The sequence below is a fragment of the Brevundimonas sp. genome, from assembly GCF_046295775.1.
Taxonomy (GTDB): domain Bacteria; phylum Pseudomonadota; class Alphaproteobacteria; order Caulobacterales; family Caulobacteraceae; genus Brevundimonas.
On record NZ_JBKBML010000002.1, the window covers coordinates 1 to 13,139 of the forward strand.

13 protein-coding genes are annotated in these 13,139 nt (G+C 67.3%); 9 read left to right on the forward strand and 4 right to left on the reverse strand.

Translation table 11 applies throughout. From position 1 onward, the window contains the following. Nucleotides 1-1,280 (forward strand): ABC transporter permease (locus tag ACK4I0_RS01520; RefSeq protein WP_409607318.1); only part of this gene is annotated, 1,280 nt, incomplete at its 5' end. A 50-nt stretch (nt 1,281-1,330) separates the two neighbouring features. Then, nucleotides 1,331-2,113, forward strand: coding sequence for a thiazole synthase (locus ACK4I0_RS01525; protein ID WP_409607320.1), 783 nt, complete (start codon nt 1,331-1,333; stop codon nt 2,111-2,113). Here ACK4I0_RS01525 and ACK4I0_RS01530 read toward each other — a convergent pair. Next, on the reverse strand, nt 2,110-3,330 hold the full coding sequence (locus ACK4I0_RS01530; protein ID WP_409607322.1) for a class I SAM-dependent methyltransferase: 1,221 nt from the start codon (nt 3,328-3,330) through the stop codon (nt 2,110-2,112). The genes ACK4I0_RS01525 and ACK4I0_RS01530 overlap by 4 nt on opposite strands. 9 nt (nt 3,331-3,339) lie before the next feature. After that, nucleotides 3,340-4,773 (reverse strand): cryptochrome/photolyase family protein, encoded by a 1,434-nt coding sequence (locus ACK4I0_RS01535; RefSeq protein ID WP_409607324.1) that lies wholly within the window; start codon nt 4,771-4,773, stop codon nt 3,340-3,342. Between the two features lie 114 nt (nt 4,774-4,887). Between ACK4I0_RS01535 and kdsA the strand changes: the two genes are divergently transcribed. From kdsA to ACK4I0_RS01565, 6 genes are all read left to right on the forward strand, one after another. Continuing rightward, the gene (gene kdsA, locus ACK4I0_RS01540; RefSeq protein ID WP_409607326.1) at nt 4,888-5,766 is read left to right on the forward strand and encodes a 3-deoxy-8-phosphooctulonate synthase; all 879 of its coding nucleotides are present in this window, start codon (nt 4,888-4,890) and stop codon (nt 5,764-5,766) included. An 18-nt stretch (nt 5,767-5,784) separates the two neighbouring features. Then, on the forward strand, nt 5,785-7,242 hold the full coding sequence (gene rfaE2, locus ACK4I0_RS01545; protein ID WP_409607328.1) for a D-glycero-beta-D-manno-heptose 1-phosphate adenylyltransferase: 1,458 nt from the start codon (nt 5,785-5,787) through the stop codon (nt 7,240-7,242). 8 nt (nt 7,243-7,250) lie between these two features. Further along, nucleotides 7,251-8,240, forward strand: coding sequence for an ADP-glyceromanno-heptose 6-epimerase (gene rfaD, locus ACK4I0_RS01550; protein WP_409607704.1), 990 nt, complete (start codon nt 7,251-7,253; stop codon nt 8,238-8,240). Further along, nucleotides 8,237-9,337, forward strand: coding sequence for a DUF3089 domain-containing protein (locus ACK4I0_RS01555; protein WP_409607330.1), 1,101 nt, complete (start codon nt 8,237-8,239; stop codon nt 9,335-9,337). Before rfaD ends, ACK4I0_RS01555 begins: the two co-directional genes overlap by 4 nt. Before the next feature lie 124 nt (nt 9,338-9,461). Beyond that, nucleotides 9,462-10,103, forward strand: coding sequence for an ATP-dependent Clp protease proteolytic subunit (locus ACK4I0_RS01560; RefSeq protein WP_409607332.1), 642 nt, complete (start codon nt 9,462-9,464; stop codon nt 10,101-10,103). Nucleotides 10,104-10,110: 7 nt separating this feature from the next. Further along, the gene (locus tag ACK4I0_RS01565; protein ID WP_409607334.1) at nt 10,111-10,431 is read left to right on the forward strand and encodes a hypothetical protein; all 321 of its coding nucleotides are present in this window, start codon (nt 10,111-10,113) and stop codon (nt 10,429-10,431) included. Between the two features lie 3 nt (nt 10,432-10,434). Here ACK4I0_RS01565 and ACK4I0_RS01570 read toward each other — a convergent pair whose 3' ends face one another. Next, nucleotides 10,435-11,079 carry an HAD-IB family hydrolase gene (locus ACK4I0_RS01570; protein WP_409607336.1) on the reverse strand — a complete coding sequence of 215 codons (645 nt, stop codon included), beginning with the start codon at nt 11,077-11,079 and terminating at the stop codon, nt 10,435-10,437. Nucleotides 11,080-11,271: 192 nt separating this feature from the next. Here ACK4I0_RS01570 and clpX point away from each other — a divergent pair, with 192 nt between their 5' ends. Continuing rightward, complete coding sequence (clpX, locus tag ACK4I0_RS01575; RefSeq protein ID WP_409607338.1) at nt 11,272-12,540, forward strand: ATP-dependent Clp protease ATP-binding subunit ClpX; 1,269 nt, start codon at nt 11,272-11,274, stop codon at nt 12,538-12,540. Nucleotides 12,541-12,602: 62 nt separating this feature from the next. Here the strand turns inward: clpX and ACK4I0_RS01580 are convergent, their stop codons facing one another. Then, the gene (locus ACK4I0_RS01580) at nt 12,603-12,959 is read right to left on the reverse strand and encodes a hypothetical protein (RefSeq protein WP_409607340.1); all 357 of its coding nucleotides are present in this window, start codon (nt 12,957-12,959) and stop codon (nt 12,603-12,605) included. Nucleotides 12,960-13,139 lie beyond the last annotated feature (180 nt).

The window sequence follows — 13,139 nt, forward strand, 5'->3', positions numbered from 1 at the left end:
CCCCGCCGCAGGCCGGTCTGGCGGCTTCTGTGCGCCAGGCGCTCGCCTCCGATCAGGAACGGCGCGCCATAAACGCCCTGAGACTGGCCGCCGTCCCCGAAGGTGGAACGGCGGCGGGTGACCGCATTCGGGCCGTGGCTGATGCAGATGGCTATGACGCCGGCCTTCAGGCTTTGCGCCGTGAGGCGCCGCGCGCCGCTGAAGGTTTCTCCCCGCCGCGTCAGACCATTCGACTGGTCGATGCGCCGTCCGCGGTGGCGCAGGCTGCGGCTGGCGAGGCGCGCGACGCGGAGGTCAGGCGCTATCTGGGCGACGAGGTTCCCGAGGCCGAACGCCTGTCCGCCGTGGTCTTCCTGAGCCAGATCGACGGCCGACCGGCCGCGCGAGTGTGGACGGCCCGGACCTCGGACAGCACGGTCGAGGACGCCGTGCGCGACGCTCTGCGCGCCGCGAACCGGCAGCAGGTGTTCGGCGCGGCCGGCATCGACCCTCAGGTCGTGGTTCAAACAGAGCGCTTCCGGCCCCAGGTCAGCGTTTTCTCACCGCGATCGGCCAGCGGCGGCGAGGTTTCGTTCCGCGACCGCATGCCGGGTCTGATCGGTCTTCTGACCGGATTCCTGCTGTGGTCGCTGATCATTACGGGCGCGTCTATCTTGCTGAACTCCGTGATGGAGGAGAAATCCAACAAGATCCTGGAGGTGCTTCTGTCCTCGGCCTCAGCCACCGAAATCCTGACGGGCAAGGTTCTGGGCGTGGCGCTGCTGACCTTGGCGGTTCTGGTGTCGTGGGGCCTGTTGGGCGGTATCGGCCTGGTGACGGCCGCGCCCGACATCGCGCGTGATGTCGCCTCGGTGCTGATGCACGACGGTCTCGTGATCTACTTCCTGCTCTACATGGTGGGCGGTTATCTGATGTATGCGGTGCTGTTCGCGGCCATCGGCGCTTTTTGCGAGACGCCGCGTGACGCGCAGACCCTGATGGGCCCGATCATGATGATCCTGGTCGTGCCCATCATCGTCATGCAGATGGCGCTGCGCACGCCGGACGCGACCCTCGTCAAGGTTCTGTCCTGGGTGCCCTTCTTTACGCCCTTCCTGATGAGCGCGCGCGCACCGAGCGATCCGCCCATGGTCGAGGTCATCGGCACCCTGGTCGGCATGTTCGCCACGGCCCTGCTGATGGTCTGGCTGGCCGGTCGCGCCTTCCGGGCGGGCGCCCTGTCGGACGTGAAGCTCAGCTGGAAGAGCTTCCTGAGCGCGGTGCGCGGCGCGCGCGGCTGACCTTTACGCCCTCGCTGGCGAAACGTCGGCGAGGGCGCTAGGACGGGGCCATGGACAAGACAGCAGCCGACACTTGGTCCGTCGCCGGACGGACCTTCTCCTCGCGCCTGATCGTGGGGACTGGCAAATACGCCGACTACGCCCAGAACGCCGCGGCGGCGGAAGCCGCGGGCGCGGACATCGTGACGGTGGCGCTGCGTCGGGTGAACCTGTCTGATCCCAGCCAGCCCATGTTGGTGGACCATCTGAAGCCCGAGCGGTTCACCTTCCTGCCCAACACCGCCGGCTGCTTCACCGGTGAGGACGCTGTGCGGACCCTGCGCCTGGCGCGCGAGGCCGGCGGCTGGAACCTGGTCAAGCTGGAGGTGCTGAGCGACAGCGCCCACCTGTATCCCGACATGGTCGAGACGCTTCGGGCGCTGGACCTGCTGGTCAAGGACGGGTTCGACGTCATGGTCTACTGCACCGACGACGTGGTCATGGCCAAGCGGCTGGAGGAGGCGGGCGCCGCCGCCGTCATGCCGGCCGCCAGCCCGATCGGGTCGGGCCTGGGCATCCAGAACCGCGTCAACATCCGCCTGATCGTGGAGCAGGCGAAGGTGCCGATCCTGGTCGATGCCGGCGTCGGCACGGCCTCGGACGCCGCCATCGCCATGGAACTGGGCTGCGATGCGGTGATCGCCAACACGGCCATCGCCGGTGCCCAGGATCCGATCCGTATGGGTCGAGCCATGAAGCACGCCGTCATCGCAGGCCGCGAAGCCTATCTGGCCGGCCGCATGCCCAAGCGCATGTACGCTAGCCCGTCCTCGCCGCTCAGCGGACTGATCTAGCTCGGCGAAAGAACCAGCTGCACCACGTCGGTGCGGCGCGTGCGGAAGCCGGCCTGGCAGTAGGCCAGATAGAAGCGCCACAGGCGGTGGAAGCGCTCGTCGAAGCCGCCCATGCGCCGGATCTCCGGCCAGGCACCCATGAAGCGGTTCTCCCACTGTTTCAGGGTCTCGGCGTAATCCAGGCCGAAGCGCTCGATGTTGGTCTGGCGCAGACCTGACTTGTCCAGCACGGGGGCCAGCCGCTCTTCGGACGGCAGCATGCCGCCAGGGAAGACGTACTTCTGGATGAAGTCCGTGCGCAGATTGTACTCCTCGAAGAGGGTTTCCTGGATGGTGATGATCTGCAGACCGGCGCGGCCGTCAGGCTCGAGCACGCTGCGCACCTTGTCGAAATAGGTCGGCCAGTACTCGCGGCCGACCGCCTCGAACATCTCGATGGAGGCGACGCGGTCGAAGCGGCCCTGAACGTCGCGATAGTCCATCAGCCGGATGTCGGCGCGATCCGCCAGGCCGGCCTCGAACAGGCGCTGGCGAGCGAAGTCGTGCTGTTCCTGCGAGATGGTGACGCCGGTCACGTGCGCCCCGACCTCGCGCGCCGCAAACTCGGCGAAACCGCCCCAGCCGCAGCCGATCTCCAGCACCGTCTGACCGGGTCGCAGATCCATGAGACGCGCCAGCGACGCGTATTTCTCGGTCTGGGCGGCCTGCAGATCGGTCGCGCCTGAAGTGAACCGAGCCGACGAATAGGTCATCGAGGGGTCGAGCCAGGTCGCGTAGAAGGCGTTGCCCAGGTCGTAGTGGGCATGGATGTTCTTCCTGGACCCACGTCGGCTGTTGCGGCGCAGGCGATGGCTGACCCAGTTGACCGCGATCATCAGCGGATTGCCGTCGAACAGACGGCGGATGTGGTCGTAGTTGTCGACCAGGGTCTCCAGCAGGGTCGCCAGATCCGCGCTGTCCCATTCGCCGGCCATATAACCTTCCGCGAACCCAATATCCCCATTGGCCAGCACGCGGCGGGCGAAGCGGTAGTCCTTGATCTGCAGGACGGCTGACGGACCAGCCTCCGGTCCCTGCAGCCGGTGTGTCTCGCCATTGGGCAGCAGCACCGTCAGGCGGCCGCTGCGCCAGTTCGAGCCCAGCAGGCGCAGCAGCAGGGCGGCGCCGCGCGGCGTGCGGGCGCTTTCGGTACGTGGTTCGGAGGTGGCGACGCTCACGACGCGGCCTCAGCTGTCATGGCGCGAACGACTGACGGTCTTGAGGGCGTCCAGCGCCCGGTCGCGCGCCTCAGCGTGATCGAGGATCGGGCGCGGGTAGTCGCGGCCCAGCCGCACGCCGGCCTGGTCCAGCACCTCGCCGGGCGCAGCCCATGGCTGATGCAGCCATTTGTCGGGCAGGCGCTTGAGCTCCGGGATCCACCGTCGAACGTACTGACCGTCTGCATCGAACTTCTGACCCTGGCTGACCGGATTGTAGACCCGGAAATACGGAGCGGCGTCCGCTCCGGATCCAGCGGCCCACTGCCAATTCTGAACATTGTTGCCCAGGTCGGCGTCGACAAGGGTGTCCCAGAACCAAGCTTCGCCTTTTCGCCAGTCGATCAACAGGTCCTTCACGAGGAAGGAGGCGACGATCATCCGCACCCGGTTGTGCATCCAGCCCGTGGTCCAGAGCTGGCGAAGCCCGGCGTCGACGATGGGGTAGCCGGTCTGGCCGGTCTTCCAGGCCTTCAGCCCCAGGGCGTCGTCGCGCCAGGGCATCTGGTCGTATTCGGGACGAAAGGCTGTGTCGGTCATCTGGGGGAAGGCGTGCAGCAGCTGGGCCGAAAAGTCGCGCCAGGCCAACTCGGACACGAACTTGTCGATCTGGGCCTGAGGCGCGTCCGACGCGCGAACCCGCTCCACCACCCGCCAGGGCGCGATCTCGCCCCAATGCAGGTGCGGCGACAGGCGGCTGGCGCCCGGCTGAGCGGGATGATCGCGGCCCTTGTTGTAGGTTTGCAGGCCTCGCTTGATGAAGGCGGACAGGGCGTCGCCGGCCCCGGCCTCGCCCGGTGTCCAGTCGAACCCCTTGGACCAGTCGGGCTTCGTGGGGTGCAGGTCCCAATCGCTCAGCGATTCGCTCTTCACGGTCGGCGACGACACCGCGCGTGGGCCGGTCGTGTGCGGGCGCAGCTCCATCTGCGCGAGCAGGGCCTTCAGAAACGGCGTGAACACCTTGTAGGGCCCGCCTTGGCCGGTGCGGATATCGCCCGGCTTTGACAGCAACGAGCCGTTGAAGCCGCGGCAGGTGACACCCTCGTCCTTGAGGGCATGGGCGATGTCGGCGTCGCGCGCGAAGGCGTCAGGCTCGAACAGGCGGTTCATGAACAGATGGTCGGCGCCGGTTTCTTCGACCATCTGGCGCAGCACGGCCTCTGGATCACCGGCGCGCAGGATCAGGCGCGATCCACGCTCGCGCAGCGCGCCGTCCAGCGCCGACAGCGACTTGTCCAGCCACCAGCGCGAGGCGGAGCCCATAAGACGCTCGGACCCGGCCGTGTCGAGGATGTAGAGCGGGATGATTCGCCGGCCGGTTTCCGCCGCCGCGGTCAGGGCGGGGTTGTCCTGCAGCCGCAGATCGCGGCGAAACCAGAGGATGACCGGGGGCTCTGTGGTCACGCGGCGCAGCTCCGTCTATCTTGTGTGCAGGAAAGCCCGACGCCACCTGTTCGTCCCAATGATGCGCCAAATGCGCGTCGCCGCCAGACGATCCAGACGAAAGATTTTGCAGCCGTGACCCAACCCAACGCCGTCATCGCCCTGTCCGAAGGCCTGGCCCGGCCTGTCGTCATCGGCGGCGGCGCGCGCATCGTCTTCATCGCCGGCCCGTGCCAGATGGAGAGCCGCCAGCACGCGCTGGAAACGGCCCAGGCGCTGAAGGAGATCGGCGCGCGGCTGGACGTGGGCATCATCTACAAGACCAGCTTCGACAAGGCGAACCGCACCTCGGCCTCGGCCGCGCGTGGGATCGGCCTGAAGGATGCCCTGCCGATCTTCGCCGAGATTCGCGAGACGACCGGCCTGCCGACCCTGACTGACGTTCATTCCGAGGCCCAGTGCGGCCCGGTTGGCGAGGTCGTCGACGTGCTGCAGATCCCCGCCTTCCTCAGCCGCCAGACCGACCTGCTGCTGGCCGCGGCCGCGACGGGCAAGGCGATCAACATCAAGAAGGGTCAGTTCCTGGCCCCCTGGGACATGAAGAACGTCATCGCCAAGGTCGTCGGCGCCGGCAATCCCAACGTCATGGCCTGCGAGCGGGGGGCCAGCTTCGGCTACAACACTCTGGTCAGCGACATGCGCTCGCTGCCGATCCTGCGCGAGATCGGCTGCCCGGTCGTGTTCGACGCGACCCACAGCGTGCAGCAGCCGGGCGGGCAGGGGACGTCCTCGGGCGGCCAGCGCGAGTTCGTGCCGGTGCTGGCGCGCGCCGCCGTGGCCGTGGGCGTGGACGCCGTCTTCATGGAGACCCACCCGGACCCCGACAACGCCCCGTCGGACGGCCCCAATATGGTGCCGATGGATCAGTTCGAGGCCCTGGCGGCCCAGCTGATCGCCTTCGATGACCTGGCCCGGTCGTCGGGCGCCAAGGCGCCGATGGCGAAGGCCGCCTGAATCCGATAGGTCCGTGCCATGACTGAACGGACCCTCGATCTCGGCGCCCTCCAGGCGCTTCTGGACAAGGCGCGCGGCCTGATGGTCGCCTGCGTCGGCGACCTGATGCTGGACCGCTACGTCTATGGAGAGGTCAGCCGCATCTCGCCCGAGGCACCGATCCCCGTGCTGCGTGCGCGACGGCAGACGGCCATGCCCGGCGCGGTCGGAAACGTGGCGCGCAACGTGGCGGCCCTGGGCGGTCGGGCGCGGCTGGGCGGGGCAGCGGGGCCAGATGCTGCGGGCGACGAACTGGCCGCCCTGATCGACGCCGATCCCGCCATCGACAGCTACGTCTCGCGCTCGGCGCCGCTAACGACGGTCAAGACCCGCTTCGTCGCCGCCGGTCAGCAGCTGCTGCGATTGGATGACGAGGAGGGCGGCGCGGGCCAGCGTCTTGACTCGTCTGTGTTTGAAGGCGCGTCCGCCATCCTGCTGTCCGACTACGCCAAGGGGGTGGTGGACGACGCGCTGATCGCGGCGGCGCTCCAGGCGGGTGCGGCGTCGGGCGCGCCGGTCGTCGTGGATCCCAAGGGCCGCGACTTCGCGCGCTATGGCGCGGTCGACCTGATCAAGCCCAACGCCAGCGAGCTGGCCGCCGCCACAGGCTTGACAGTCGAAAGCGACGCCGCGGTCGAAACCGCGCTGACGGCGCTGATGGCCGCGACGACGGCCAAGGCTCTGGTCGTCACGCGTGCCGGCAAGGGCATGAGCCTGATGCGGCGCGGCGAAGCGGTGAAGCATTTCCCGGGCCGCGCGCGCGAGGTGTTCGACGTCTCGGGCGCCGGCGACACGGGTCTGGCGGCGTTGGGCCTGGCGCTGGGCGCGGGCGCATCGCTGGAGACGGCGGTCGAATTCGCCATCCTGGCTTCGGGCGTCGTGGTCGGAAAGAGCGGTACCGCCGTGGTCACGCCGTCCGAACTGATCGAGGCCGAGATGAGCGGCCACGCCGCCCTGTCGTCGGCCAAGGTGACGCCGGTGGAAGACCTGGTCGATCAGGTCGAGGCTTGGCGCCGGCAGGGCTTGCGGGTCGGCTTCACCAACGGCTGTTTCGACATTCTGCACCGCGGGCACGTGGCCTATCTGGCCCAGGCGCGCAGCTGGTGCGACCGACTGGTCGTGGCGCTGAACACCGACGCTTCCGTGCGCCGCCTGAAAGGGGAGGGGCGCCCCGTCAATGATCTGGACAGCCGCGCCGCCGTCATCGGCGGCTTGGCCAGCGTGGATCGAGTGACGAGCTTTGACGCTCCAACGCCGCTGGAGCTGATCGAGCGTCTGCGCCCTGATGTCCTGATCAAGGGTTCGGACTACACCCGCGAAGGCGTGGTGGGCGGCGATCTGGTCGAAAGCTGGGGCGGCGAAGTGCGCCTGGCCGACTTCAAGGACGGCTTCTCCACCACACGGACCATCGAGAAGATGACGGAGAGTCGGGCGTGAGCGAGCGGATGATCGTCGTCACCGGCGGCGCCGGCTTCATCGGCTCGAACATCGTCGCGCGCCTGTGCGAGCAGGGCGGCTACGACGTGGTGGTGTGCGACCGCCTGGAGACCGCTGACCTGGCGAAATGGAAGAACATCGCCAAACACGCGATCGCCGATCTGTGGGCGCCCGAGGAGCTGTTCGAACGGCTGGATCGGCACGTCGACCGCATCGAGGCCGTGGTGCATATGGGCGCCATATCGTCCACGACCGAGCCTGACGCCGACCGGGTGATGCGCACCAACTTCGCCCTGTCCCGTGACCTGTGGGACTGGTGCGCGGCCAATGATGCGCGGCTGATCTACGCCTCCTCCGCCGCCACCTACGGCGAGGGCGAGCAGGGATTCGAGGATCGCGACGACCTTGAAAGTCTGGGTCGGCTTCAACCCCTAAATGCCTATGGTTATTCGAAAAGACTGTTCGACGAATACGCCGTCCGCCAGGCCGGTCGAGGGCAGGCGCCGCGCCAGTGGGCGGGGCTGAAGTTCTTCAACGTCTATGGGCCCAACGAATACCACAAGGTCGGCATGATGTCGGTCGTGGCCCAGATCTGGCCCAAGGCCTCGGCGGGCGAGACGATCAGCCTGTTCCGCTCGCACCGGCCCGATTATGCCGACGGCGGCCAGCTGCGCGACTTCGTCTTTGTGAACGACATTGTCGACATCGTCGCCTGGCTCTTGGAGACGCCGGCCGTGACGGGCGTGTTCAACGCGGGGTCGGGCCAGGCCCGGTCCTTCGCCGACCTGGCCAAGGCGACCTTCGCGGCCGCCGGACGCGAACCCAGCATCGCCTATGTCGACATGCCGGAGGTCCTGCGCGAGCGGTACCAGTACTTCACCCAGGCCGAGATGGGTCGGCTTCGGGCGGCGGGCTATCCGGGCCAGTCGACCCCGTTGGAGGAAGGCGTGCGCCGCTACGTCCAGGACTATCTGGCCAAGCCGGACCCCTATCGATGAGAGGGCCGAAGCTGACCTTTCGCCAGTGGGTCGGCTATGCGGGCTTCGCGCTCGTCTTCGTGCTGGTCGCGGCCGTGGCAGTGTGGCGGGGCGACATCCTCAGGGCTGGTCTGGATCCCCAGGTGCCGTTCCAGACATATGATCCGCCGCCGGCGCCAGACTACGCCCGCGCCGACGCCTGGGCGCTTAACGAGGCGCGCACGCCCGACAGCGGGCCGGCGGCCGTCTTCTTCGTGCATTCCACCACCTACGACGGCGGACGCGACTGGAACGGGCCGATCGGCGACCCGGCGGCCGACGCCTACCTCACGCGGGTGGTGCTGCCCAACTACGCCGGGCCGTTTGCGCGCGCCGGGGCGATCAGTGCGCCGCGTTACCGCCAAGCCAGCCTCTATACCCGGCTGACCCTGCGCGATGATGCGCGCGAGGCCCGGGCCTTCGCCTATCAGGACGTGGAGCGCGCCTTCGACGCCTGGCTGGCGCGCCACCCTGACGGGCCGATTATTCTGGCAGGGGTGGAGCAGGGCGCTGAGATCATTGATAGGCTGCTGCGCGAGCGTGTAGCGCCGGATGCTGCACTACGACGGCGTCTGGTCGCGGCTTATCTGATCGATGCCGTTGTCGCGCAGGAGGGCCTGTCGCCCACGACGCCAGCGTGCCGTTCTTCGGACGAGACCGGTTGCGTGGTCGGCTGGTCCCAGGTCGGGGAGGGCGATGACGGAGCCGTGCGCCGGCGGCTTCGCCGCGCGCTTGTCTGGGAGGGCGACCGGCTGACGGAGCTTCGCGATCGACCGGTCGTGTGCGTAAACCCCGTAAGCGGCTCCAATGGCGGAGCCTCGACCGACTCCCGCCGCCATCACGGTGCGACCAATGCGACTGGGCTAGAGTGGGGCGCGCGGCCGGCCCTGATGGGTCGTGAGATCGCAGCCGAATGCCGCGACGGCTTCTTGCGGCACACCAAGCCCACCAGCGAATCCTATCGCGAAATCGGCAGTTGGACTGAGCGGCGCAAGGCGCGGCCCTATAATCTGTTCTACGGCGACATCGAAGTCGACGCGCGAGGCCGATTGGCGTCGTGGTTGTCGGCACGGAGTTAACTGTGCGCGCCCGCGGCTTCAGATCGCTAGGGCGCTTGCGTGCGGCGTGTCTCGACCTGATATGCTGTCTACACGGTGCGCCGCCGACCGAGTCGCGCGCCACGGCATCCCGAGAAGGCTGAGAATGCGCGATCCGATCGAACTGATGAACATGAACCTGGTCCCCATGGTGGTGGAGCAGTCCAGCCGCGGCGAGCGGGCCTTCGACATCTTCTCGCGTCTTCTGCGCGAGCGGATCATCTTCCTGACCGGTCCGTTCGAGGACGGCATGGCGTCGCTGATCAGCGCCCAGCTGCTGTTCCTTGAATCGGAGAATCCGAAGAAGGAAATCAGCATGTACATCAACAGCCCCGGCGGTCAGGTGACCTCCGCGCTCGCGATCTACGACACCATGCAATACATCAAGAGCCCGGTTTCGACCGTGGTCATGGGCATGGCGGCCTCGGCCGGATCGCTAATCCTGGCCGCGGGTGAAGCGGGCCAGCGGATCGCCCTGCCGAACGCGCGCATCATGGTGCACCAGCCCTCGGGCGGTTTCCGCGGCCAGGCCTCGGACATCGAGCGCCACGCCGAGGACATCCGCTACACCAAGAAACGGCTGAACGAGATCTACGTCCACCACACCGGCCGGACCTACGAAGAAGTCGAGCAAACGCTGGACCGCGACCACTTCATGAGCGCGGAAGACGCCAAGGCCTGGGGCATCGTCGACCATGTCTACGATCGCCGCGAACAAGCCGATGCGGATGGCGTGAAAACGGTCTGATCCGACCATGGCGCTGACACGCGATAGCGAAGGCACGCTGGAAGTGGATGGAGAGACCTATCACTGGTCGCTCCGTCGCCAGCCGCGTCCGACCACGGGCAACCAGTGGGAGGGCGTGGCGATCACGCTTCGGCATCAGGACTTCAAGCGCGAAGCGATCGTGCAGTTCCCGCCGCCGCTGCGCCCCAACGGTCGGCCGGACGTGGAGAAGCAGCGGGTCAATCTGGACGCCGTGCGCAACGCCGTGACAGCCTCCATCGAGGCGGGCTGGGACCCGGCCTCGCGCGGCAAGCCCGTGGTGTTCGACGTGGACGCCGACGGGCGCTGATCCCTAGGGGCGCTGCTGAAAGACCCGGAAGCCCTTCACCTCGGCGATTGCGATCATTTCGGTGTCGCCCGAGGTGTCGCCATAGGCGCCGGCCAGCGCCATGTCGGGGCCGAAGGCCTGGCGCAAGCGCCGCACCTTCTCCTCGCCGCGACAGTTGGGGCTTGAGAAGGCGCCGGTGATCCGGCCCTGGTCGTCGAACGTCAGATGCGTGCCCAGCAGGCCTTCGGCGCCGAGCCGCTGAGCGAAAGGCGCGACCGTCAGTTCGGGCGACGCGGTCACGATGACGCGGTGCGCGCCCCGGCGGCCCCAGTCCTCCCAGGTCGCCAAAGCGTCTGGCCGCATGAACTGGCCCCAGACGTGATCGGCGAAGCGCGCGGCGTCCGCCTGAAGTTCTTCCCGAGAAACGTCCTTGAGGAAGACCTTCACCGAGGCCGCCTTGATCGCGCCGCGGTCTCGGTCGCGGGCGTAGGCCGCAAGCGCCGGCGCCATCTTGACCAGGCCCAGGGCCCAGCCGCCGGCCCCGGCTCGCCAGCGCAGGAAGCTGGTGAAACTGTCGCGGATCGTCAGGGTGCCGTCGAAGTCGAAGGCGACGATAGGCTGACCGGGCAGGGGCTGGCGCGAAGCGGGAGGATTTCCCATGTCAGACATTCGCCGCGATCCCCAGCGATGCTGATGCGTTGCACAGGACGGCTGCTCGGTTCGACCTCTCGGGGTTGTGGCGGCGGCTGTGATGGGTGATTGTCAATTTTTGAAGACCTTCGCGTTCAGAGTCGGCGACTCGAGGCGGGGTAAGCGTCCGAGGGCCCATGTCGGGTCCACTGACGGGAGTGAGAAGGGTCTATGACCAAAGCAGCCGGCACAGACGCCAAGAGCACCCTGTATTGCTCCTTCTGCGGAAAGAGCCAGCACGAGGTGCGTAAGCTCATCGCCGGACCGACCGTGTTCATCTGCGACGAATGCGTCGAGCTGTGCATGGACATCATCCGCGAAGAACACAAGATTTCCTTCAAGACGACCAAGGACGGCGTTCCGACGCCCAAGGAAATCCGCGACGTCCTGGACGACTACGTGATCGGCCAGAACCACGCCAAGAAGGTGCTCTCGGTCGCGGTGCACAACCACTACAAGCGCCTGAACCACGCGACGAAGAACAACGACGTCGAACTGGCCAAGTCGAACATCATGCTGATCGGGCCGACCGGCTCGGGCAAGACGCTTCTGGCCCAGACGCTGGCGCGGATCATCGACGTGCCCTTCACGATGGCCGACGCCACGACCCTGACCGAAGCTGGTTATGTGGGCGAGGATGTGGAGAACATCATCCTGAAGCTGCTGCAGTCGTCCGACTACAACGTCGAGCGTGCCCAGCGCGGCATCGTCTACATCGACGAGATCGACAAGATTTCGCGCAAGTCAGACAATCCGTCGATCACCCGCGACGTGTCGGGCGAGGGCGTGCAGCAGGCGTTGCTTAAGATCATGGAAGGCACCGTCGCCTCCGTGCCTCCGCAGGGCGGCCGGAAACATCCGCAGCAGGAGTTCCTGCAGGTCGACACCGCCAACATCCTGTTCATCGTCGGCGGCGCCTTCGCCGGCCTGGAGAAGGTGATTTCGGCGCGCGGGGCCGGCGCCTCGATCGGCTTTGGAGCCAAGGTCAAGGAAGTGGACGAGCGGCGCACGGGCGACATCCTGAAGGGCGTCGAGCCGGACGATCTGATGCGCTTCGGACTGATTCCGGAGTTCATCGGCCGCCTGCCGGTGCTGGCGACGCTCGAGGATCTAGACGAGGCGGCGCTGGTCACCATCCTGACCGAGCCCAAGAACGCCCTGGTCAAGCAGTACAAGCGTCTGTTCGAGATGGAGAATGTCGAACTGACCTTCACCGACGACGCCCTGTCGGCGGTGGCCAAGAAGGCCATCACGCGCAAGACTGGCGCGCGCGGCCTGCGCTCAATCCTGGAAGGCATTCTGCTGGAGACGATGTTCGAACTGCCCACCTTCGAGGGCGTCGAGGAAGTCGTCGTCAACGCGGAGGTCATTGACGGCAAGGCTCAGCCGCTGATCATCTATTCCGAAGCGTCGAAGAAGAAGGCCGACGGCGCGGCCTGATCGCGCTCAGAGGTCGGAGACGGACAAGGGGCGGATCGATGATCCGCCCCTTTTTCGCGTCCTCAGCCCGGTGTGCGCGGGTGCAGGTTAGTTTCCTCGGCCCGCGTCTTGGCGTTGTCGCGGGTCTCCTGCGTGACAGGACCGCCTGGCCCCGAGCCCAACCCCTGGGTCGATCGGGCGCCTGAGGCGTCCATCCTCTCGGCCGAGGCGGCGTCGCGGCCGGCGTCGGTCGCCGAGGCCGCCGAACCGCTGGAGGCGCCGGTGGCTGCGCTTGAACTGGATGCCGCGCCGGCGCCCGGCGTCATGCCGTCCGCCGGCACAGCGTCGTCGATAGCGGGGGACGGGGCGGGGGCTTCCTCGCGCTGGCAGGCGGCGAGGCCGAGCAAGCCTACGGCCGAGGCGACGATGAACAGGCGCATGGTGGTTCCTCCCTCTCAATGCGTGTTCGCTGAACGGCGAAGCTCGAGGGAAGTTGCCGACCGAGGCCATGGCGCCACAGGTCGCGGCAGGGAAATCGTCCGGCCCAAGACCAGCCCAGCTGCACCTGCGTGCGCCATACGATCCCGTATCGGCGGGATCATGCGTGTGGGTTGTTCACG